General features: G+C 71.4%; 21 protein-coding genes. 9 read left to right on the top strand and 12 right to left on the bottom strand.

The window, feature by feature from the left end; all coding sequences use genetic code 11:
• Position 1: 1 nt before the first annotated feature.
• Positions 2 to 1915, bottom strand: a complete 1914-nt coding sequence (dxs, locus tag OHS18_RS44855) for a 1-deoxy-D-xylulose-5-phosphate synthase (RefSeq protein WP_328614891.1) — start codon at positions 1913 to 1915, stop codon at positions 2 to 4.
• 186 nt (positions 1916 to 2101) lie between these two features.
• On the opposite strand from dxs, the gene OHS18_RS44850 reads away from it, so the two are divergent.
• Positions 2102 to 3571, top strand: coding sequence for an aldehyde dehydrogenase family protein (locus tag OHS18_RS44850; RefSeq protein WP_328614890.1), 1470 nt, complete (start codon positions 2102 to 2104; stop codon positions 3569 to 3571).
• A 232-nt stretch (positions 3572 to 3803) separates the two neighbouring features.
• On the opposite strand, the gene OHS18_RS44845 is transcribed toward OHS18_RS44850, so the two are convergent.
• Positions 3804 to 4991, bottom strand: coding sequence for a class I SAM-dependent RNA methyltransferase (locus OHS18_RS44845; protein WP_328614889.1), 1188 nt, complete (start codon positions 4989 to 4991; stop codon positions 3804 to 3806).
• Positions 4988 to 7054 carry an APC family permease gene (locus tag OHS18_RS44840; RefSeq protein WP_328458724.1) on the bottom strand — a complete coding sequence of 689 codons (2067 nt, stop codon included), beginning with the start codon at positions 7052 to 7054 and terminating at the stop codon, positions 4988 to 4990. Before OHS18_RS44840 ends, OHS18_RS44845 begins: the two co-directional genes overlap by 4 nt.
• A 93-nt stretch (positions 7055 to 7147) precedes the next feature.
• On the opposite strand from OHS18_RS44840, the gene OHS18_RS44835 reads away from it, so the two are divergent.
• Together OHS18_RS44835 and OHS18_RS44830 are read left to right on the top strand one after the other, a co-directional pair.
• Positions 7148 to 7813 carry a potassium channel family protein gene (locus tag OHS18_RS44835; RefSeq protein WP_328458726.1) on the top strand — a complete coding sequence of 222 codons (666 nt, stop codon included), beginning with the start codon at positions 7148 to 7150 and terminating at the stop codon, positions 7811 to 7813.
• Positions 7810 to 8466, top strand: coding sequence for a potassium channel family protein (locus OHS18_RS44830; RefSeq protein WP_328458728.1), 657 nt, complete (start codon positions 7810 to 7812; stop codon positions 8464 to 8466). Before OHS18_RS44835 ends, OHS18_RS44830 begins: the two co-directional genes overlap by 4 nt.
• 68 nt (positions 8467 to 8534) lie before the next feature.
• On the opposite strand, the gene OHS18_RS44825 is transcribed toward OHS18_RS44830, so the two are convergent.
• A complete protein-coding gene (locus OHS18_RS44825; RefSeq protein ID WP_328614888.1) occupies positions 8535 to 9266 on the bottom strand; it encodes a DUF3159 domain-containing protein in 732 nt (243 codons plus the stop codon).
• Between the two features lie 9 nt (positions 9267 to 9275).
• Positions 9276 to 9656, bottom strand: a complete 381-nt coding sequence (locus tag OHS18_RS44820; protein WP_328458732.1) for an OB-fold nucleic acid binding domain-containing protein — start codon at positions 9654 to 9656, stop codon at positions 9276 to 9278.
• Between the two features lie 135 nt (positions 9657 to 9791).
• On the opposite strand from OHS18_RS44820, the gene OHS18_RS44815 reads away from it, so the two are divergent.
• On the top strand, positions 9792 to 10475 hold the full coding sequence (locus OHS18_RS44815) for an alpha/beta fold hydrolase (protein WP_328618688.1): 684 nt from the start codon (positions 9792 to 9794) through the stop codon (positions 10473 to 10475).
• 61 nt (positions 10476 to 10536) lie between these two features.
• Here the strand turns inward: OHS18_RS44815 and OHS18_RS44810 are convergent, their stop codons facing one another.
• Positions 10537 to 11196, bottom strand: a complete 660-nt coding sequence (locus OHS18_RS44810) for a DUF3710 domain-containing protein (protein WP_328614887.1) — start codon at positions 11194 to 11196, stop codon at positions 10537 to 10539.
• Positions 11196 to 11699, bottom strand: a complete 504-nt coding sequence (dut, locus tag OHS18_RS44805) for a dUTP diphosphatase (RefSeq protein ID WP_328458736.1) — start codon at positions 11697 to 11699, stop codon at positions 11196 to 11198. The genes OHS18_RS44810 and dut overlap by 1 nt, the downstream gene beginning before the upstream one ends.
• Positions 11700 to 11723: 24 nt before the next feature.
• Between dut and OHS18_RS44800 the strand changes: the two genes are divergently transcribed.
• On the top strand, positions 11724 to 12206 hold the full coding sequence (locus OHS18_RS44800; protein ID WP_328458738.1) for a DUF3093 domain-containing protein: 483 nt from the start codon (positions 11724 to 11726) through the stop codon (positions 12204 to 12206).
• 145 nt (positions 12207 to 12351) lie between these two features.
• Here OHS18_RS44800 and OHS18_RS44795 read toward each other — a convergent pair whose 3' ends face one another.
• Entirely contained in the window at positions 12352 to 12660 is a 309-nt protein-coding gene (locus tag OHS18_RS44795) for a DUF4193 domain-containing protein (RefSeq protein WP_086676737.1), read from the bottom strand.
• Between the two features lie 516 nt (positions 12661 to 13176).
• On the opposite strand from OHS18_RS44795, the gene cei reads away from it, so the two are divergent.
• The gene (cei, locus tag OHS18_RS44790; protein WP_328458745.1) at positions 13177 to 13860 is read left to right on the top strand and encodes an envelope integrity protein Cei; all 684 of its coding nucleotides are present in this window, start codon (positions 13177 to 13179) and stop codon (positions 13858 to 13860) included.
• Positions 13861 to 13952: 92 nt separating this feature from the next.
• On the opposite strand, the gene OHS18_RS44785 is transcribed toward cei, so the two are convergent.
• Entirely contained in the window at positions 13953 to 14774 is an 822-nt protein-coding gene (locus OHS18_RS44785; protein ID WP_328458747.1) for an inositol monophosphatase family protein, read from the bottom strand.
• A gap of 64 nt (positions 14775 to 14838) precedes the next feature.
• On the opposite strand from OHS18_RS44785, the gene ppgK reads away from it, so the two are divergent.
• The 3 genes from ppgK to OHS18_RS44770 all read left to right on the top strand — a co-directional run bounded on the left by ppgK (position 14839) and on the right by OHS18_RS44770 (position 18170).
• The gene (ppgK, locus tag OHS18_RS44780; RefSeq protein ID WP_442874492.1) at positions 14839 to 15606 is read left to right on the top strand and encodes a polyphosphate--glucose phosphotransferase; all 768 of its coding nucleotides are present in this window, start codon (positions 14839 to 14841) and stop codon (positions 15604 to 15606) included.
• Between the two features lie 219 nt (positions 15607 to 15825).
• Positions 15826 to 17214, top strand: a complete 1389-nt coding sequence (locus tag OHS18_RS44775; RefSeq protein WP_328458749.1) for an RNA polymerase sigma factor — start codon at positions 15826 to 15828, stop codon at positions 17212 to 17214.
• Between the two features lie 104 nt (positions 17215 to 17318).
• Positions 17319 to 18170 carry an LLM class flavin-dependent oxidoreductase gene (locus tag OHS18_RS44770; RefSeq protein ID WP_328614886.1) on the top strand — a complete coding sequence of 284 codons (852 nt, stop codon included), beginning with the start codon at positions 17319 to 17321 and terminating at the stop codon, positions 18168 to 18170.
• Positions 18171 to 18293: 123 nt separating this feature from the next.
• On the opposite strand, the gene OHS18_RS44765 is transcribed toward OHS18_RS44770, so the two are convergent.
• The 3 genes from OHS18_RS44765 to glgB all read right to left on the bottom strand — a co-directional run bounded on the left by OHS18_RS44765 (position 18294) and on the right by glgB (position 21496).
• Positions 18294 to 18554: a hypothetical protein gene (locus tag OHS18_RS44765; protein ID WP_328614885.1), complete on the bottom strand. Its 261-nt coding sequence runs from the start codon at positions 18552 to 18554 to the stop codon at positions 18294 to 18296.
• 136 nt (positions 18555 to 18690) lie between these two features.
• Positions 18691 to 19080, bottom strand: a complete 390-nt coding sequence (locus OHS18_RS44760) for a hypothetical protein (RefSeq protein WP_328458753.1) — start codon at positions 19078 to 19080, stop codon at positions 18691 to 18693.
• Positions 19081 to 19285: 205 nt separating this feature from the next.
• On the bottom strand, positions 19286 to 21496 hold the full coding sequence (gene glgB / locus OHS18_RS44755; protein ID WP_328458755.1) for a 1,4-alpha-glucan branching protein GlgB: 2211 nt from the start codon (positions 21494 to 21496) through the stop codon (positions 19286 to 19288).
• Position 21497: the final 1 nt, after the last annotated feature.

Below are 21497 nucleotides of genomic sequence, written 5' to 3'. Positions count from 1 at the left end.
TTCAGCTGCGGTCGGCGCTCTTCGCGGACCGCTCCGCGGGAGCGCCGATCCGGTCCGAGGCCCATTCGGTCACCCGGCGGGCGACGTCCTGGGCGGTGAGGCCGATGCGGGTCAGCACTTCGTCGCGGCTGCCGAGGTCGTGGAAGGTCTGCGGGACCGCCAGGTCGCGCAGCGGGACGTCGCACTCCGCGTCGCGGAAGACCGCCGCCAGGGCCGAGCCGAAGCCGCCGTGGCGGCCGCTGTCCTCGACCGTCACCACCAGCTTGTGCTGCTCGGCCAGCGCGACCAGCTCCGCCGGCACCGGCAGCACCCAGCGCGGGTCGACCACCGTGACGCCGATGCCCTGGTCGGCCAAGCGCGCAGCGGCCGCCAAGCCCAACGTGGCGAACGCGCCGACCGTGACCAGCAGGACGTCGGCGCCTTCCTTCGGGCGGCGCAGCACGTCGACCGTGCCGAGGCGCTCGACCGCCGTGACGTCGGTGCCGACCTTGCCCTTGGAGAAGCGCAGCGCGGTCGGGCCGTCGTTGATCGCGACGGCTTCGCGCAGCTCCTCGCGCAGTGTGGCCGGGTCGCGCGGGGCGGCGACGCGCATGCCCGGCACCATGCCCAGCAGCGACAGGTCCCACATGCCGTGGTGACTCGGCCCGTCCGGCCCGGTGATCCCGGCGCGGTCCAGCACCAGCGTCACCGGCAGGCGGTGCAGCGCGACGTCCATCAGGACCTGGTCGAACGCGCGGTTGAGGAACGTCGAGTAGATCGCGACGACCGGGTGCAGCCCGCCCATCGCGAGGCCGGCGGCCGAGGTGACGGCGTGCTGCTCGGCGATGCCGACGTCGTACCAGCGGTCCGGGAACGCCTCGGCGAACTTGTCCAGCCCGGTCGAGCGCAGCATCGCCGCGGTGATCGCGACGACGTCCTCGCGGTCGGCACCGATCTTCGCCAGCTCGTCGCCGAACACGCCGGTCCAGCTGGGGCCCTTCACCGGCGGCAGGCCGGTCTCCGGGTCGATCGGGTCGGTCTGGTGCATCTGGTCGTGCTCGTTGTTCACCGCGGGCGCGTACCCGTGGCCCTTCTCGGTGACCACGTGCACGATCACCGCGCCGCCGAACGCCTTCGCGCTCTGGAACGCCTTCTCCAGCGCGGCGAAGTCGTGGCCGTCGACCGGGCCGAGGTACTTCAGGCCGAGGTCGGAGAACATCGCCTGCGGGCTCAGCGCGTCCTTCAGACCGGCCTTCGCCGCGTGCAGGGCGGCGTAGATCGGCTTGCCGACGACGGGGGTGTGCTTGAGCAGCTCGCGGCCGCCGTCGAGGAGCCGCTCGTACCCGGGTTGCAGGCGCAGCGCGGCGAGATGGTCGGCGAGCCCGCCGATGGTCGGCGAGTAGGACCGGCCGTTGTCGTTGATGACGATCACGACCGGGCGATCCCGGTGCGCGGCGATGTTGTTGAGCGCCTCCCAGCACATGCCGCCGGTGAGCGCGCCGTCGCCGACGACGGCGACCGCGTGCCGCTCGTCGTCGCCCAGCGCGAACGCCTTCGCCAGTCCGTCTACATAGGACAGAGCCGAGGAGGCGTGACTGCTCTCCACCCAGTCGTGCTCGCTCTCGGCGCGCGACGGGTAACCGGTGACACCGCCGGTCTGGCGCAGCTTGTCGAAGCCGTCCGCCCGGCCGGTGACGATCTTGTGCACGTAGGCCTGGTGCCCGACGTCCCAGACGATCGCGTCGCGCGGTGAATCGAACGCGCGGTGCAGGGCCAGCGTCAGCTCGACGACGCCGAGGTTCGGCCCCAGGTGCCCGCCGGCCCGGCGGACCTTGTCGACGAGGAAGTCCCGGATCTCGGCCGCCAGTTCGCCGAGGTCCTCGACACTCATGCGCTTCAGGTCCGCCGGTCCGCTGACGGACTCCAGCATCGTCACTCGTCTCCACCTCACCTGATCGACAAACCCCGCGTTCCGGCCAGTCTACGGAGACCCGCCACCGCGCCACCGCCCGCCGCGTCCGGCGTCACAGGCGGAGCGCGATCACGGGTCATCACGCGGGGTGAACCTCGTCTCCCCGCGCTGCTGTGGCGGTCACGCGGCGTGGCCACGAGAATGGGTGACATGGCGGACTTCTTCATCGGTGGCGACTGGGTGGACGCGGCAGGCGGCGGACGTCGCGAGATCCGCTGCCCGGCCGACGGCACCCTGGTCGCGACGGTCGCCGAGGGCACCGCCAAGGACACCGAGGCCGCCATCGCCGCGGCGCGGCGCGCGTTCGACACCGGCCCGTGGCCCGGTACACCCGCGCACCTGCGCGGTGACCTGCTGTTGCGCACCGCCGACCTGCTGGACCGCGACGCCGAGGCGTTCGCCAGGGCCGAGTCGCTCGACACCGGCAAGCGCCTGGTCGAGAGCCGCTACGACATGGCCGACATCGCCGCCTGCCTGCGGTACTTCGGCAAGCTCGCGGCCCAGGACGCGGGCCGCGTCGTCGACACCGGCAACCCGGACGCCTTCAGCCGGATCGTGCACGAACCGGTCGGCGTCTGCGGGCTGATCACACCGTGGAACTACCCGCTGTTGCAGACCGTGTGGAAGATCGCGCCGGCGCTGGCCGCGGGCAACACGTTCGTGCTCAAGCCCAGCGAGCTGACGCCGCACACGTCGATCCTGTTCCTGAAGCTGCTCACCGAGGCGGGCCTGCCGCCCGGCGTCGCGAACCTGGTACTCGGCGCCGGTGCCGAGGTCGGCGCGCCGCTGGCCGAGCACCCCGACGTCGACCTGGTGTCGTTCACCGGCGGGCTGGCGACCGGCAGGGTGATCGCCGCGGCGGCCGCGGGGACGGTCAAGAAAGTGGCCCTGGAGCTGGGCGGCAAGAACCCGAACGTGGTCTTCGCCGACGCGGATTTCGACACGGCCGTCGACTACGCGCTGACCGCGGTGTTCCTGCACTCCGGCCAGGTCTGCTCGGCGGGCGCGCGGCTGATCGTGCAGCGCGAGTGGCACGACAAGTTCGTCGCCGAGTTGGTGCGCCGGGCCGATCGGATCCGCCTCGGCGGCCCGTTCGACTCCCGTGCGGAGACCGGGCCGCTGATCTCGGCGGCGCACCGCGACAAGATCGAGCGGTACGTCGCGGCGGCGCTGGCCGAGGGCGCGGTGCTGCGCACGGGCGGCCGCCGGCCGGACGACCCGGCGCTGGCCGACGGCTTCTACTACCTCCCGACCATCCTGGACCAGGTGAAACAGGGCTCGTCGGCGGTCGTCGACGAGTCGTTCGGGCCGGTCCTGACCGTCGAGACGTTCACCGACGAGGACGACGCCGTCCGCATCGCCAACGACACCCACTACGGCCTGGCCGGCGCGGTGTTCACGCAGGACGCGGGGCGGGCGCAGCGCGTGGCCGGCCGGCTGCGCCACGGCACGGTGTGGATCAACGACTTCCACCCGTACCTGCCGCAGGCCGAGTGGGGCGGCTACAAGCAGTCCGGGTTCGGCCGCGAGCTGGGCCCGACGGGCTTGGGCGAGTACACCGAGACCAAGCACATCTACCAGAACCTGCGCCCGGCGCCGCAGCACTGGTTCGCCGGCTGAGCCCGTCCGCTGTCGCCCGATCGGGATCCACCGAACGGCCCAGCCGCGGGAGCCGGAGCGTGGGTGCTGCGGGCCTCGAGAGTGGCGATGACGGCGACCGGCCTGGCGGCGGCGTTCGCGGTGCCCGGGCAACTGACCCACCGCCGTGACCAGGCCGGTCACCATCGACGCGGCCCGGTCGAAAGAGCGAGATCGGTCACCGGGACAGGGTGACGGCCACCACCGGCAAAACTCAGGACAGCAGCGCCACGCACTCCACGTGGTGCGTCATCGGGAACGCGTCGAACACCCGCAGCGCCGTCAGCGCGTAGCCGTGCGAAACGAACGTCGCGAGGTCGCGGGCCAGGGCCGCCGGGTCGCAGGCGACGTACACGATGCGGTCCGGCTGGCCGGCCACGATCGACTCCACCACGGCCTTCCCGGCGCCCTTGCGGGGCGGGTCCAGGACGACGACGTCGACCGGCTTTTCCGCCGCGGACAGCACGTCCTCCACCCGCCCGGCCTGCCACGAAACCTGCGGCAGGTCCGCGAGGTTGTGCTCGCCGTCGGAGACCGCGCGGCGGCCCGACTCGATCGCCAGCACCCGCCCGGATTCGCCGACCTGCGAAGCCAGCACCGACGCGAACAGCCCGACCCCCGCGTAAAGGTCCCAGGCCGAGCCGCCGACCGGCGCTTCCGCCCACTCCGCCACCACCGCGGCGAGCGTGGACGCCGCCGCCGGGTGGACCTGCCAGAAACCGTGCGCGTCGAGGCGCCAGTCGCGGCCCGCGGCGTGCTGCACCGCCACGCCGCCCGAGAGCTGCCGGGCGCGGACCTTGCCCCGCACCGTCGACAGCTCGCGGACGTGGGTGCGGCCGTCGCCGTCGCTGGTCACTTCGAGCTCGCTACCCGGTCGCCAGCGCCGCGCGAGGACGTCTTCGAGCTCGCCCGGCACCGCGATCGGGCAGTCCTCCAGGGCCACCACGCGGTGGCTGTGGTGGGCCCTCAGGCCCGCGCGCCCGTCGTGCCCGGCGACCAGCCGGACGCGGCTGCGCCAGTCCAGCGGCCCGCCTTCGAGGGCTTCGACGACGACCTCGCGCTCGATGCCGGCCAGCCGCTGCAGCTGTTCGGAAACCACCGCGGCCTTCAGCTCACGCTGGTACGCGGGCGACGCGTGCTGCCAGTCGCAGCCGCCGCACGCGCCGGGCGCCGCGAGCGGGCACGGTGGCGTGACCCGGTCCGGCGACGGCTTGAGCACCTCGACCGCGTCGCCGCGGCAGAACGAGCCGCCGTTGTCCTCGGTGACCTCGACGCGCACGTGCTCCCCGGGCAGCGCGTGCCGGACGAACACCACCCGTCCGTCGGCGCGGGCCACACAGTGGCCGCCGTGCGCGACCGCACCGACCTCCACCTCGAGGACTCGGCCTTGCCAGGACGTCATTCAGCGGGCTCCTTGGGTTTCGCGACGGGTTTGGAGACGGGTTGGGAGACAGGTTTGGGAACGGGCGGGGTGCCGCCGGGGGAGAATCCGCGCCGGACGTCGCCGGCGGCCGGCCGTTCGTTCCGGACGCGCGCGGCCGCTTTGGCGGAGGACTCCAGCTGCCACGGCACGCTCGCCACGATCACCCCGGACTGGAACAGCAGCCGGCCCTTGAGCCGCAACGCGCTCTGGTTGTGCAGGACCTGCTCCCACCAGTGGCCGACCACGTACTCCGGGATGAACACGGTCACGACGTTGCGCGGGTTGTCGCCGCGCACGCGCTTCACGTAGTCGAGCACCGGTTTCGTGATCTCGCGGTAGGGCGATTCGACGACCTTCAGCGGCACCTTGAAGTTGTGCGCGTCCCACTCGGCGGTCAGCCGCCGGGTGTCGGCGTCGTCCACGTTGACCGTGACGGCTTCGAGGACGTCCGGGCGCATCGCCTTGGCGTAGGCCAGCGCGCGCAGCGTCGGACGGTGCAGTTTGGACACCAGCACGATCGCGTGGTTGCGCGAGGGCAGCACGGTCGGGGTGTCGCCCAGGTCCTTCAGCTCGTCGGCGACGCGGTCGTAGTGCTTCCGGATCGCCGTCATCAGCACGAAGATCGCGATCATCGCGGCGATCGCGATCCACGCGCCCAGCAGGAACTTCGTGATCAGCACGATCACCAGCACGACGCCGGTGCAGGTGAGGCCGACCGCGTTGACCGTCTGCGAGCGCCGCATCCGCCGCCGCACGCCGGGGTCGGTTTCCTTGGCCAGCAACCGGTTCCAGTGCCGGATCATGCCGGCCTGGCTCACCGTGAACGACACGAACACACCGACGATGTACAGCTGGATCAGCCGGGTCACCTCGGCGTCGAACGCGATGATCAGCACCAGCGCGAACGCCGACAGGAACAGGATCCCGTTGGAGAACGCGAGCCGGTCGCCGCGGGTGTGCAGCTGCCGCGGCAGGTAGCGGTCCTGCGCGAGGATCGAGCCCAGCACCGGGAAACCGTTGAACGCGGTGTTCGCGGCCAGCAGCAGGATGATGCCGGTGGAGAAGGAGATGTAGTAGAACGCCGGCGGGAAGTCGGCGAACACCGCGTGCGCGATCTGCGCGACGATCGTCTTCTGCTGGTAGCCCGCGGGCGCGCCGACGAGCTGCTCGGCCGGGTCCTCGGCGAACTTGACGTCGGTGATCGTGGCCAGGGTGATGATGCCGACGAGCATGGTGACCGCGAGCAGGCCCATCATCAGCAGCGTGGTCGCCGCGTTCTTCGACTTGGGTTTCTGGAACGCCGGGACGCCGTTGCTGATCGCCTCGACCCCGGTCAGCGCCGCGGCGCCGGAGGAGAACGCCCGCAGCACGAGGAACGCGTACGCGACGCCGGCGAAGGTCCCCTCGGCCGTCAGCGTGAAGCCGGCGCTCTCCGCCTTCATCTCGGTGCCGGTCGCCGCCTGGAACAACCCCCAGACGACCATGACCAGAATGCCCAGGATGAACCCGTACGTCGGGATTGCGAAGGCTTTCCCGGATTCGCGGATGCCGCGCAGGTTCAACGCGGTGAGCACCGAGACGATCACGATGGACGCCAGCACCTTGTGCTCGGCGACCCAGGGGACGGCGGACCCGATGTTGGCCACACCGGACGAAGTGGACACCGCGACCGTGAGCACGTAGTCGACGAGCAGCGCGCTCGCGACGGTCAGCCCGAACTTGCCGCCCAGGTTCGTGTTGGCGACCTCGTAGTCACCGCCGCCGCTCGGGTAGGCGTGCACGTTCTGCCGGTAGGACGCGACGACGACGAGCATCACCAGCGCGACCATGATGCCGATCCACGGCGCCAGCGCGTACGCGGAGAGACCCGCGACGCTCAGCGTCAGGAAGATCTCTTCCGGCGCGTACGCCACGCTCGAGAGCGCGTCGGACGCGAAGATGGGCAGCGCGATGCGCTTCGGGAGGAGCGTGTGAGCGAGCCTGTCACTGCGGAACGGACGTCCGAGGACCAGGCGTTTCAGCACGGTCGGGAACTTCGACACCACGAAAGACTAGCTGCCGGGGTGCACGGTAGGTTCGGCGCTGGCATGTCGGGGTAGCAACGGACGGGTAACCGCCGAACGAGGAGGCAGGGCGTGCACGTGGTGATCATGGGATGCGGCCGGGTAGGCGCGTCCCTGGCCGCTGCGCTGGAGCGGCTCGGCCACGAGGTGGCCGTCATCGACAAGAACCAGCAGGCGTTCCGCAGGCTGGGCAGCGACTTCCACGGCCAGCAGGTCGTCGGGGTCGGGTTCGACCGCAAGGTGCTGATCGAAGCCGGGATCGAGCGGGCCGGCGCGTTCGCCGCGGTGTCCAGCGGCGACAACTCCAACATCATCTCGGCGCGGGTCGCGCGCGAGAACTTCGGCATCGAGCACGTCGTGGCGCGGATCTACGACCACAAGCGCGCGGCCGTCTACGAGCGGCTGGGCATCCCGACGGTGGCGACCGTGCCGTGGACGACCGACCGGTTCCTGCGCACCCTGCTGCCGGACGGGGTCGCGTCGGCGTGGCGGGACCCGTCGGGCAACGTCGCGATCCTGCAGCTGCCGCTGCACGAGGGCTGGGTCGGGCACTCCGTGAAGTCCCTGCAGGAGGCGAGCGGCGCGCGGGTGGCGTTCATCATGCGCTTCGGCACCGCCGTGCTGCCGGAACCCAGGACCGTGCTGCAGGCCGACGACGACGTGTGGGTGGCCGCGCGCTCCGGCACCGTCAGCGACGTGGGCAGTGTGGCCAACCGCGAACCGGAGGACGAGGCATGAGGGTCGCGATTGCCGGTGCGGGCGCCGTGGGCCGCTCGATCGCCGCCGAGCTGATCGACGGCCGGCACCAGGTGATGCTCATCGAGCGGGAGGCCGACCAGTTCGAGCCGCACACCGTCGAGCAGGCCGACTGGGTGCTCGGTGACGCCTGCGAGGTGTCGATCCTCGAGGAGTCCGGGATCGAGCAGTGCGACGTCGTGATCGCCGCGACCGGCGACGACAAGGCCAACCTCGTGGTGTCGCTGCTGGCGAAGACCGAGTTCGCGGTGAAGCGCGTCGTGGCCCGGGTGAACAACCCGGCCAACGAGTGGCTGTTCACCGACGCCTGGGGCGTCGACGTCGCGGTCTCGACCCCGCGGATGCTCGCGGCGATGGTCGAAGAGGCGGTCAGCGTCGGCGACCTCGTCCGGCTGATGACGTTCCGGCAGAGCAACGCGAACCTCGTCGAGCTCACCCTCCCGGAGGAGACGCCGCTGGCCGGGAAGCCGGTGAGCGAGCTGGCGCTCCCCCGCGACGCGGCGCTGGTGACCATCCTGCGCGGCGACCGCGTGATCGTGCCGCAGCCGGAGGATCCCCTGGAGCCGGGTGACGAGCTGCTGTTCGTGGCGACGTCCGACGTCGAGCCGGAGATCCGCACGGCCCTGGGCTACTGACAAAGCCGTGAAGGCCTCCTTACCGGCTCTTATGGCCGGTAAGGAGGCCTTCACGGCTTCGGGGAACTTCAGGCCTCGGGGGCCGCGTACTTTTCGCGGAGCCGGGCTTCGACCTCGGCGTCGGTCTCCGGCGCCGGTTCGTCCTCGGCCATCGCCTTGAGGCGCTTGTCGGACCGGCGCACGGCCCAGACGACCACCAGCAGGCCCAGCGCGTAGAGCGGGTAGCCCATGGCGATCTTCGCGAAGGCCAGCCAGCCGGTGTAGTCCTCCTGGTAGAGCCACCGCTGCACGACGAACCGGGCCGCGAAGATCGCCGCCATGGCCAGTGTGGCGACGTCATAGCCGTAGCGGGACGGCTTGTCCTTGCGCCACGTCTGGCCGGTGCCGTTGAGCATGTTCCAGACGACGCCCGCGATCGGGTAGCGCACCACCACCGACAGCACGAAGATGCCGCAGTAGACGAGGCTCGCGTAGATCCCGAAGAGGAAGAACCCCTTCGCGGACCCGGTGCGGTAGGCGATGAACGCCGCGATGGCGACGCCGAAGAAGCCGGAGATCGCCGGCTGCAGCGGCTCCTTGCGCACCAGCCGCAGCACGGTGATCGCCACCGCGCTGCCGATCGAGGTCCAGATGGCCGCGGTCAGGCCGAAGAAAGAGTTCGCCAGGACGAACACGATCACCGGCAGCGACGAGTAGATCAGGCCGGACACGCCGCCCATCTGCTCGAGCAGGGTCGGCTGCGGTTCATCGGAGTCGCCGGAGTCGTCGGTCTTCTTCTCGCTCGGGGCGGGATCAGTCACGATAGGTGATCAACTCACTGGGCTCTGGAGTTCGTAATAGGGGTTGTACAGCACCTTCTGGCCGTCACGCGTCGCCATCCGGCCCCGCACCTTGATCGTCCGGCCCGGTTCGATGCCCGCGATCCGGCGGCGGCCGAGCCAGATTAGCGTCACGCCCTGTGTCCCGTCGAACAGCTCCGCCTCCAGGGTGGCGGCTTCGTTGGTCGGGCAGAGCTCGACGCTGCGGAGTCTCCCCATCACGGTGACCTCTTCGCCGGAGCGGCAGTCGCAGGCGCGCTGCGCGCCTTCGGCGTCCGACCTCATCGACATCTCGTCGGCGTCGAGATCCTCGACGTCGCTGGTCAGCTTGCGAACCAACCGGCTGAAGTAGCCGCCGTCTTTGGCGGACATAGGTGCTCCTGTGCTCCGGGGCCCCCGACTTGGTCTTTGCGGCCCGAACGTTTCCAGCGTACTGCGGTCCCCGTCAGGGAAACGCCTTTGCGCAAAGATCGCAACGTGACGTCCGTAATCCCGGTTCCCGCCGCCGTGCTGCTCCCCGGCACCGGCTCCGACGAGGTGTTCGTCCGCGCGGTCTTCGCCGGTCCGCTGCGCGCCCTCGGCGTCCCGCTGCTCACCCCACCCCCGCCACCAGGGGCGGAGCTCGCCGACGGCTACCTGGAGATCCTCGACGCGCTGGCGGACGAACACGGCGAACTGCTCGTCGGCGGCATTTCGTTCGGCGCCCACCTGGCCGCCGAGTGGGCCGTGCGCAATCCGGGCCGTTGCGGGGGCCTGCTGGCCGCGCTCCCGGCCTGGAACGGCGATCCGGGCCTGGCACCCGCATCGCAGGCCGCGACGCTGTCGGCGGATCTGGTGGCCCGTTCCGGGGTCGACGCCGCGCTGGCGCACACCGCCGGCAGCCCGGACTGGCTGCGGGCGGAACTCGACCGCGCGTGGCGCCGCCACGGCGACGGCCTGGCGGCGGGCCTGCGCGTCGCTTCGGCCCGCCCGTCACCGTCGCTGGCCGAGCTGGCGGGGCTGGACGTCCCGGCGGGCGTCGGCACGTGCACCGACGACCCGATACACCCGACGAAAGTCGCATCCGAGTGGGCCGCGGCGCTGCCCCGCGCGTCCCTCGGCGAGACGACGCTGGCCGCGCTGGGCGCCGACCGCGAGTCCCTGGGCCGCGCGACCGTGCTCGCCTTCCTCCGGGCGTGCCAAAGTCCGTGAAGGCCTCCTTGAGGGACTCTGAGTCCCTCAAGGAGGCCTTCACGGACTTTCGAGTGGGCGGCTAGCCCTGCTGCTGGGCGGCGATGTGCTCGGCGACCGCGTCCGGGAGCGTGATGGTCAGCGGCGTCCGGACCGGCATCGGCGCGTCACCGCGGTCGACGATCGTGCGCCGGACGATGTCCCGGAGCACCTCCACCGCCGCCGCGGCCTCCGACTGCGGCCCGGCGATGACGCCGCGCAGCATCCAGCGCGGCCGGTCGATGCCGACGAAGCGCAGCGAGACGTCGCCGACGATGGCCGAGATCTCCAGGCCCCACACGCCGCGGCCGATGTTGACCTTGGCGCCGTCGGCCCGCAGCTGGTCGGCCAGCTCGGCGCTGACCTCCCGCCACAGCCCGCCGGTGCGCGGCGCGGCGTACGCGCTGACCGTGATCTGGCCCTGCTCGGTGACGACGTGCACGGCCCGCACGCCGCCGGTCTCCGGGTCCATCTCGACCTGGACCTGCGACCCGTCGGGCACCGGCACCTTCACCGAGCCGAGGTCGATCCGCGGGACGCCGTCGTCCTCGAAGTCCGCGACGTCGAACGGGCCGTCGGAGACGTCCGACAGCTCGGAGTCCTCCGAGAACGACTCGTCCTCGATCGTGTCGTCGGCATCGGGCGCGGCGTGCCGTCCCGCGGACCCGCCCTCGGTCCGCCGCTTGCGTCCGAAAATCCCCACTACTTCTCCGTTCCTTCCCCAGCCCCGGCGCTCGCGGCGAGCGCGTCTGCTCCCAGTGTGGCGTGTCCGCCGGTGGAGCCGTAGCCGCCGGCGCCCCGTTCGGTCGCGTCGAGCTCGGCGACCTCGACGAACTCCGCGTGCTCGACCCGCTGCACGATCAGCTGGGCGATGCGGTCGCCGCGCGTGAGCTTCACCGGGTGCACCGGGTCGTGGTTGATCAGGCAGACCTTGATCTCACCCCGGTAGCCCGCGTCGATCGTGCCCGGGGTGTTGACCACCGAGAGGCCGACCCGGGCGGCCAAGCCCGACCGGGGGTGGACGAACCCCGCGTACCCCCGCGGGAGCGCGATCGCGACGCCGGTGCCGACCACCCCGCGTTCCCCGGGTTCGAGCACGATATCCGAGGTCGTGACGAGATCGGCGCCCGCGTCGCCCGGTCGGGCGTAGGCGGGCAGCGGGACATCCGGGTCGAGCCGGGAGAGGAGTACCTGAACGCTGGACACGGGCGGCGAGATTACTCTCTACTCGTGGGTGAATCAGCGAAGACGGCCTCGAGCGCCGCAGTCCGGCACTCCGAGCGGCTCTACGTCCCGTGGTGGGGCTGGCCGCTGCCGGTCCTGGGCGCGATCCTCTTGGCGGCCGAGATCGACCTCGGCTACCCCGGGATCCGGGCGTGGCTGCCGTACGTGATCGCGCTGCCGGTCGTGGTGGCGCTGCTGCTGTCGCTCGGCAAGTCCCGGATCCGCGTCACCGGCGGCGACGAGCCCGAGCTGTGGGTGGGCGACGCCCACCTGCCGCTGCGCTACGTCGGCGAGGTGGAGATCTTCGACAAGGACGCCAAGCGCAAGGCGCTCGGGCGCGACGGCGACCCCGCGGCGTACGTGCTGCACCGCGGCTGGGTCGGCCCGGCCGTGCGGATCCGGCTCACCGACCCCGCGGACCCGACGCCGTACTGGCTGTTCAGCACCCGGCACCCGGGCAAGGTCGCCGAGCTGCTCAAGGGCGCCTGAGCGCCCGGGACACGCGGACGTGGAAGGGGGCCGGCCTGCCGGCCGGCCCCCTTGTCCCCAGCGCGCTTCGAGCCCTCCCCTGATCCCTCAGGGCCCTCCGTCGCGTCTGTTCGTCCCCTGAACCCCTGGTCCGAGCTCCCGCGCCTCAGGCGCAGTCGCGGCAGATCAGGCGTCCACCGCTCTCCTCGGCCAGCCTGCTGCGGTGGTGCACCAGGAAGCAGACGGAGCAGGTGAACTCGTCCGCCTGCTTCGGCACCACCTTCACGGTCATGTCCTCACCGGAAAGCCCGGAGAGGTCGGCACCCGGCAGCTCGAAGTTCTCGGCGGTCGCGTCCTCGTCGACGTCGACGACGCCGGACTGGTTCTCGTTCCGCCGGGCCTTGAGCTCCTCCAACGAGTCTTCGGCCAGCTCGTCGGCTTCGCTGCGGCGCGGAGCGTCGTAGTCGGTAGCCATGTGTCCCTCACCCCTGCGATCAGCTTGTGTAGTCGTTTTCCCGGACCCCCGGGTGCGCCCGCGAGTCCGCCGTGCCGCTGGTCAACGTTCCAGGGCCGCTGTTTGTGCCCGACGGCCGGAGTGACCGAGGTCTCTCTCGTTTTGGGCCTCGTCCTGCGGCCGGAGCCCGGGAAGGGTAGCTCACGCCCTCGCGGGTTCTGCAACGAGTCAGACATTGCCGGTATTCCGTCACCCGACAGGGGGAACCCGCAGGTAAGACGCGTTGTCGTCCATTCGGGTTGCCCCCGGGTGGAGAACTTCACGAGGGGCCCGTGTCCGCTTGCCCCGGCCGACCCCCGCGTGGTGCGATCGCCGCACGGGGACGAGGCCCGGGCGCGGCCCGGGACAGCCTGCGGGGCCCGGGAAACCGGCGGGGTGACCCGGACCCGCGCACGCGGGTCGCAACGCCTAGGCTGATCCGCCACGACGGTGCCGACGAGCTGCCGTCGGGTTCTGGGTTCGGGAAGGGACGGGCAGGTGGCGTCGGGGAACGGCATCGGGGACCGTGCGGCGCGGCCGTACCGCAGGCACAAGCCGCTGCCGGCGCTGATCGTCATCGGCGTGCTGGCGCTCGGCGCGATCATCGTGTGGATCAACGCCGCGGTCGGCAAGGGCGACGTCGACGAGGCCGTCCGGTGCGACCCCACGGCCAGCCCGCCGCCGGGTGTCACGTTCAGCACACTCCCCCACAACGCCCTCGACGACCGCGCGCCGGTCCCGCCGGACAAGGTCCCGGTGACGGTCCTCAACGCGTCGAGCACCCGCGGGCAGGGCAGCATCACGACGACCGCGCTGCGCGAGCTCGGGTTCACCAACACCGGCGAGCCGGCCAACGACCCCGCCTACGAGAACCGCGTGGCGAAGTGCCGCGGCCAGATCCGCTTCGGCGAGAACGGCCGCACCGCGGCCCGCACGCTCGCCCTCGTGGTGCCGTGCGCCGAGCTGGTCCAGGACAACCGCAAGGACACGAGCGTCGACCTCGTCACCGGCAGCAACTTCGGCGACATCCGCCCGCGCGCCGAGGCCCGCCAGGTCCTCACCCAGCTCGCGGACTGGTCCAAGACCCACCAGGGCGGCGGCGGCAACGAGCAGTCGGCGGGCGCCCAGGCCCCGGTGATCGACCAGACGCTGCTGGCCTCGGCCCGCGACGTCCAGTGCTGACCCGCTGCCCCTGACCCCCTGACCCACCCCGAGCGCCCCAAGGCCGCCTTGGGGCGCTTGAGCCGGACCAGGACGAAGGCCGTGAGGCCGTCTCAGACGTCCGCGGCCCCGCACTCCCCCAGCGCCGTCCGGAGCGCCTCCGCGACCGACGGCGCCGCCGCGTACGTCGCGTCCGCGCCGAGGTCCGGCGCCGCGCCCGGCAGCACGACCCGCGCGCCCGCCTCCGCCGCGATCAGCGCGCCCGCGGCCCAGTCCCAGCGGTGCAGGCCGTGCTCGACGTAGGCGTCCAGCCAGCCCGCCGCGACCGCGCACAGGTCGAGCGACGCCGCCCCGTTGCGGCGGATGTCGCGCACCCGCCCGAGCAGTTCCGCCGCGAACCGCGCCTGCCGCGAGCGCCGCTCCGCCGAGTACGCGAACCCGGTCCCGACGAGCGTCAGCTCCAGCCGCGACGGCGCCGAGACGCCCAGCCGGCGGCCGTCGAGCCACGCACCCCGCCCGCGCGCGGCCGACCACACGCGGCCGCTCGCCGGCTCGACGACGGCGCCGGCCACCGACACCCCGCCGATCTGCGCGGCGACGGACACCCCGAACCACGGCAGGCCGTAGAGGAAGTTGACGGTGCCGTCGATCGGGTCGACGACCCACGTGACGCCGTCGTCGCCCGCGGTCCCGCCGCCCTCCTCGCCCAGCACCGGCTCGCCGGGCCGCAGTTCGGCGAGCCGGGCGCGGACGAGCCGCTCCGACTCGTGGTCGACGGCGGTGACCACGTCGGTGTCCGCGGACTTGGTGTCCACGGCGACCGACCGGCCCGCCGCCATCCCGGCCCAGGCCTCGCGGACCAGCTCGGCGGCCTCCGTCGCGACCTGCACCGCGACGCTTTTCAGCAACGACTCGTCAACTCCCACGTCCGTCATGTCACCACATCCGGTTAAAGTCTCCGAGGCAGGCTTCTGAATCGTGCGAGAAGGGACCACGTCCGTGGTGGAGGCGACCCGCCGAGGTTTCGGCATCGACATCGGCGGCAGCGGGATCAAGGGCGCGTTGGTCGACCTGGACCGGGGGCAGCTCATCGGCGACCGGATCCGGATCGAGACGCCCAAGCCGTCCACCCCGTCGGCGGTGGCGGACGTCGTCGCGGAGATCGTCACCCAGGCCGGCTGGGACGGCCCGGTCGGCGTGACGCTGCCGGCGGTGGTGAAGAAGGGTGTCGCGCACACCGCGGCCAACATCGACAAGCAGTGGATCGGCACCGACGCCGACGCGCTGTTCGCCAAGCGGCTCGGGGTGGGCGTCGACCAGGTCGCGATGCTCAACGACGCCGACGCGGCCGGCATGGCCGAGATCCGCTTCGGCGATCCCGTCGCGCGCACCGGCGTCACGGCGCTGCTCACCTTCGGCACCGGCATCGGCAGCGCGGTGTTCCAGGACGGCAAGCTCGTCCCGAACACCGAGTTCGGTCACCTGGAGATCGACGGCCACGACGCGGAGAAGCGCGCCGCCGCCTCGGTGAAGGACAACGAGGGCCTGACCTACCCCGAATGGTCCAAGCGCGTGCACCGTTATCTGACCGTGCTGGAGAACCTGATCTGGCCGGATCTGTTCATCGTCGGCGGCGGGGTCAGCAAGAAGGCCGAGAAATGGGTGCCGCTGCTGGACATCCGCACGCCGGTCCTGGTGGCGTCGCTGCAGAACAACGCCGGGATCGTCGGCGCGGCGGCCGCCGCGGCCGAGGGCATCCAGCACTAGGCAGGCCCGGATCGGGGCCGCGAACCGGGTCCGATCCGGCGCCTCCGGCGGGCCGGAGGGTGATCGCTTCGCGACGCATGCGCGTACCGTCGTTACAATGGAACACGGCCCACGGCTGCGGAGGCCAAAACCGCAGGCCGAGGCGTGTTCCCCGAATGTGAGGCAGCAGTGGCTCCTAGTCCGCTGCTCGTCATGATCGACCGCTGCGAAAGGGCGTAAGTGGCAGCCGCAAGAACCGCAACCCGAGGCGGGACGAAGACAGCGACCGCAGCCGGCGAGCCGGCCGAAGAGGCAGCCACCGGGACGGCGAAGCCAGCGGCGCGCAAGACCACCACTGCCAAAAAGGCTCCGGCCAAGAAGGCACCGGCGAAGAAGCCCGGGACCAAGGGCGAGGACGGCGAGCCCGACGGTCCCGAGGGCATCGAAGGCGAGCTCGACTCGCCCGACTTGGCGGACCTGGAAGAGGTTGAAGTCGAGGTCGACGTCGTCGACGAGACGGTCAACGACACGCCGGACGCCGATGACGACGACGACGAGGAATCCGACGAGGAGACCCCGGCGCAGCGTCGTCGCGGCGCGGCCGCCGACAAGGCGGCCGCGGCCAAGAGCTCCGACAACCCGGACTTCGTCTGGGACGAGGAAGAGTCGGAGGCCCTGCGCCAGGCGCGCAAGGACGCCGAGCTCACCGCGTCGGCCGACTCCGTGCGTGCCTACCTCAAGCAGATCGGCAAGGTCGCGCTCCTGAACGCGGAGGAGGAGGTGGAGCTCGCCAAGCGGATCGAGGCCGGGCTCTACGCCGCCGAGCGGGTGCGCACCGCCGAAGAAGAGGGCGAAAAGCTCGTCACGCAGATGCGCCGCGACCTCAAGTGGATCGTGCGTGACGGCGAGCGGGCCAAGAACCACCTCCTGGAGGCGAACCTCCGGCTCGTGGTGTCGCTGGCCAAGCGCTACACCGGCCGCGGCATGGCGTTCCTGGACCTCATCCAGGAGGGCAACCTCGGCCTGATCCGCGCGGTGGAGAAGTTCGACTACACCAAGGGCTACAAGTTCTCGACGTACGCCACGTGGTGGATCCGCCAGGCGATCACCCGCGCGATGGCCGACCAGGCCCGCACCATCCGCATCCCGGTGCACATGGTCGAGGTCATCAACAAGCTCGGCCGCATACAGCGTGAGCTGCTCCAGGACCTCGGCCGCGAGCCGACCCCGGAAGAGCTGGCCAAGGAAATGGACATCTCCCCGGAGAAGGTCCTGGAGATCCAGCAGTACGCGCGTGAGCCGATCTCGCTCGACCAGACCATCGGCGACGAGGGCGACTCCCAGCTCGGTGACTTCATCGAAGACTCCGAGGCGGTCGTCGCGGTCGACGCGGTGTCGTTCACGCTGCTGCAGGACCAGCTCCAGTCGGTGCTGCAGACGCTGTCCGAGCGCGAGGCGGGCGTCGTCCGGCTGCGCTTCGGCCTCACGGACGGCCAGCCGCGCACGCTCGACGAGATCGGCCAGGTGTACGGGGTGACCCGGGAGCGCATCCGGCAGATCGAGTCGAAGACGATGTCGAAGCTGCGCCACCCGTCGCGGTCCCAGGTGCTGCGCGACTACCTGGACTGATTTTCCTTCGGTACCAACGAAAGAACCCCGCCACGATCGTGGCGGGGTTCTTTCGTTTCCGGGATGGTGGAGTGGAGATCATTTCCCTTCTCGAGGAGCCTCCATTGCAGATCGGCATCGGATTGCCGAACCAGGTCCGGGACATGCGCCCGGCCCTCCTTCCCGGCTGGGCCGCGCGCGCCGAGGCCGCCGGGTTCTCGACGCTCGGCACGGTCGGCCGGATCGCCTACCCCGGCGTGATGGACACCGTCGCCCTGGCCGCCGCGGCCGGCGCCACGTCGCGGATCGGCTTGGTCAGCAACGTCCTGCTCGGCACCGTGTGGCCGCCCGTGTTGCTGGCGAAGGAGATCGCCGGGATCGACGGCGTCTCCGGCGGCCGCCTCACCCTCGGCATCGGGATCGGCGGCCGGCCGGACGACTTCGTCGCCGACGGCCTCGGCCCGAAGGGGCTCGGCAAGCGGATCGACGCCGACCTCGAGGTCTACCGGAACGTGTGGACCGGCAAGCCGGTCGGCGGCGGCGACAACCCCGCGGTGCCGCCCGGCACGCGCGAAGTGCCGTTGCTGTTCGGCGGGTTCGCGCCGAACGCCCTGGCCCGCATGGCGAAGTGGGGTCAGGGTTACGTCGGCGGCTCGATGCCGCCCGCGATGGTCGCCGACGCCTTCGGCAAGGCCCGCGCGGCCTGGCGTGCGGGCGGCCGCGAGGGCGACCCGCGACTCGTCGCGATCGTCTACTACGCGCTCGGCGAGCCGGACACCGGCCGCGAGAAGGTCGGCGACTACTACAGCAACATGGGTGAGCTGGCCAAGGTCGTCGTCGACAACGTCCGCACGACGCCGGAAGCCGTGCGGGCCGCGGTGCAGGAGTTCGCCGACCTCGGCGCGGACGAACTGATCTTCAACCCGGCCACCGACGAGATCGACGACGTCGAACGGCTCGCCGGGATCGTGCTGTGACACCGTTTCAAGCCCGGCCGGTGAGTGCCGTCCACGGGACGTGCACCGTGACGCGTTCGCGTAGCTGCTCGTTGAGCAGCCACAGCTCGCCCGGCGCCGGCCAGTAGGACAGGATCTGGCTGTTCACCGGCGCCTGCCCGGGCAGACGCCGGTGAGCACGAAGTAGCCGCCCCGCGACACCGCGCCCTGCATCCCCCACACCGGTGAAGAAGCCCCTCTTTCGTGCACCAGCCCGTCGGCGGCCGGCTTCGGACGGCCGGTGGCGGTGTCGAACGGCATCGCGTAGTCGTTGTAGGCGGCGTGGTACTTGCCGTCGCTGCCGAGGCCGACGGTCGCCGAGCGACTTCGGCTCCACGAGCAGGACGTGCCGGTAGCCGAGACCATCGGCGTCCACAAAGGACAGCCGGATCATCGGATCCAGTCGTCGGTCTTGTCGTCGTCGGCGTCTTCCCCGTTGCCGCGTCGAGGGTCACCAGGGCCGATCAGGAGTCGCATGCCGGGGTACACGTCCCGTACGAACTCAGGGGACGGCCAGGCCGCACTCCCGCAGCGACTGCTCGACGCGCAGGCGTTCGATCTCGCGGTCCATGCCCTCGGGCAGCTCGGCGAGCCGGTGCGGGACGCCGATCTGCCGGCAAGCCTGGGTGAGCAGCTCGTCGTAAGCCTGCCGGGTCCCGTACCGCCGCGCGGCCGAAGTCCCGGACGGGTAGTCGACAAGCAGCCGGTGCACCCGCCGCAGGTCCGCGGCGACCCGTTCGATGGGCGGCCCCTGCGGCGCCGGCTGCCGCTTTTCCCGCACCCGCCGCACCACGGCGGGGAGGCGCAGCGCGCACCAGAAGAGCACCGTGGGAGCGATGCAGACCACGGCGAACAGGATCAGATTCGCGAGGACGCCTCCGGCGCCGGTCATGCCCTCATGGTAAGCCCGCAACGCGCTGGTCGGCGGTCCCATTTCGGGTCACCTCGCGTGATCGGAACGCCGACTCGCGTGATGGGGCGGTCGACTCGCGTGATTGAAGGGTCGACACGGCCGCTGCGGCCGTGTCGACCCTCCCATCACGTGTGTCGGCTTCCGGATCACGCGTGGCGACCCTTCGAGCACGGGTGAGGGGTCGTTACGGGAGGTCGAGGACCACCGGGGGTGTCTCTTCGGTGAGCCAGAGGACTCCGGCCGGGGGCAGCTGGAGGATCGCCGAGGCCGGCTGGCCGTGCCACGGTGAGTCCGTCGCCTCCACGAGGCCCAGGTTGCCGACGCCCGAGCCGCCGTAGGCTTCGGCGTCGGTGTTGACCACCTCGCGCCAGCGACCCGCGGACGGCAGGCCGACGCGGTAGTCGTGGTGCGGGACGCCGGCGAAGTTGGCGACGCACGCCAGCCGCGAACCGTCGGCGCCGATGCGCAGGAAGCTCAGCACGTTGCCGCCGGAGTCGTTGGCGTCGATCCAGGCGAAGCCCTCCGGCGCGGTGTCCTGGCTGAACAGCGCCGGGGTCGAGCGGTACACCGAGTTCAGCGCCCGCAGCAGATCCTGGACGCCGCGGTGCAGCGGCTCCTCCAGGAGGTGCCAGTCGAGCGACCGCTCCTCCGACCACTCGGACGGCTGGCCGAACTCGCCGCCCATGAACAGCAGCTGCTTGCCCGGGTGCGCCCACATGAACGCCAGCAGCGAGCGCAGCCCGGCCGCCTTGTTCCAGGCGTCGCCCGGCATCCGGCCCCACAGGGATCCCTTGCCGTGCACCACTTCGTCGTGCGACAGCGGCAGGACGAAGTTCTCGCTCCACGCGTACACGAGCGAGAACGTCATCTCGTTGTGGTGGTAGGCGCGGTGGATCGGCTCGTGGGACAGGTAGCGGAGCGTGTCGTGCATCCACCCCATGTTCCACTTGAACCCGAAGCCGAGGCCGCCCAGGTGGGTCGGGCGCGTGACGCCCGGCCAGGCGGTCGACTCCTCGGCCACCATCACCACACCCGGGTGTCGCTTGTAGACGGTCGCGTTCAGCTCCTGCAGGAACCGCACCGCGTCCAGGTTTTCCCGGCCGCCGTACTGGTTCGGCAGCCACTCCCCTTCCTTGCGGGAGTAGTCGAGGTAGAGCATCGACGCCACCGCGTCGACGCGCAGGCCGTCGAGGTGGAACTCCTCGATCCAGAACAGCGCGTTGGCGACCAGGAAGTTGCGGACCTCGTTGCGGCCGAAGTCGAACACGAGCGTGCCCCAGTCGGGCTGCTCGCCGCGGCGCGGGTCCGCGTGCTCGTACAACGCGGTGCCGTCGAACTTCGCCAGCGCCCAGATGTCCTTCGGGAAGTGCGCGGGCACCCAGTCGACGAGCACGCCGATCCCCCGCTGGTGCAGGCGGTCGACGAAGTAGCGGAAGTCGTCGGGCGAGCCGAAGCGGGACGTCGGCGCGTAGTACGACGTCACCTGGTAGCCCCACGAACCACCGAACGGGTGCTCCGACACCGGCAGCAGCTCGACGTGCGTGAAGCCCGTCTCGATGACGTAGTCGCCGAGCTGGTCGGCCAGCTCGCGGTAGTTCAGCCCGGGGCGCCACGAGCCGAGGTGGACCTCGTAGACGCTCATCGGCGCCGCGGCCCACTGGGTCGCCTCGCGCTGCGCGACCCACTCGTCGTCTTCCCAGCTGTAGGACGAGCGCGTGACGACCGACGCCGTCGCGGGCGGCAGCTCGGTGCCGAACGCCATCGGGTCGGCCTTCTCCTGCCAGTTCCCGTCGGCGCCGAGGATCCGGAACTTGTAGCAGCTGCCGGCCCCGACGCCGGGCACGAACAGCTCCCAGATCCCGGACGAGCCGAGCGAGCGCATCGCGTGCCCGCGCCCGTCCCAGCCGTTGAAGTCGCCGATCACGCGGATGCCGCGGGCGTTCGGCGCCCAGACCGCGAACGACGTGCCCTCGACGACGCCGCCGGGCGTGTCGTAGGAGCGCAGGTGCGCGCCGAGCGCCTCCCAGAGCCGCTCGTGCCGGCCTTCGCCGATCAGGTGCAGGTCCAGCTCGCCGACCGTGGGCAGCCAGCGGTACGGGTCGTCCGCGGTGACGCTGTGGCCGTCGTACTCGATTTCCAGGCGGTAATCACCGGGGTGTTCCGGGACGGCGACGGCGAACAGCGCGTCGATCACCGGCTCCATCGGGTACCGGTGCTCGCCGACGCTCAGCGCGACGGCCTTGGCGCCGGGCAGCAGCGCCCGCGCCGCGAACCCCTTGCCCACGGCGTGCACGCCCAGCACCGAGTGCGGGTCGTGGTGGGACCCGGCCAGCAGCCGGTCGATGTCGGCGGCCGGCGGGGCCGCGTCCGGCAGGTTCTCCGGTACCGCGTTCACG

Origin of the sequence: Amycolatopsis sp. NBC_00355, assembly GCF_036104975.1 — a bacterium.
Lineage (GTDB): Bacteria > Actinomycetota > Actinomycetes > Mycobacteriales > Pseudonocardiaceae > Amycolatopsis.
The sequence above is the reverse complement of the archived record's forward strand: the minus strand, read 5'-3'. Positions and strand labels throughout refer to the sequence as shown.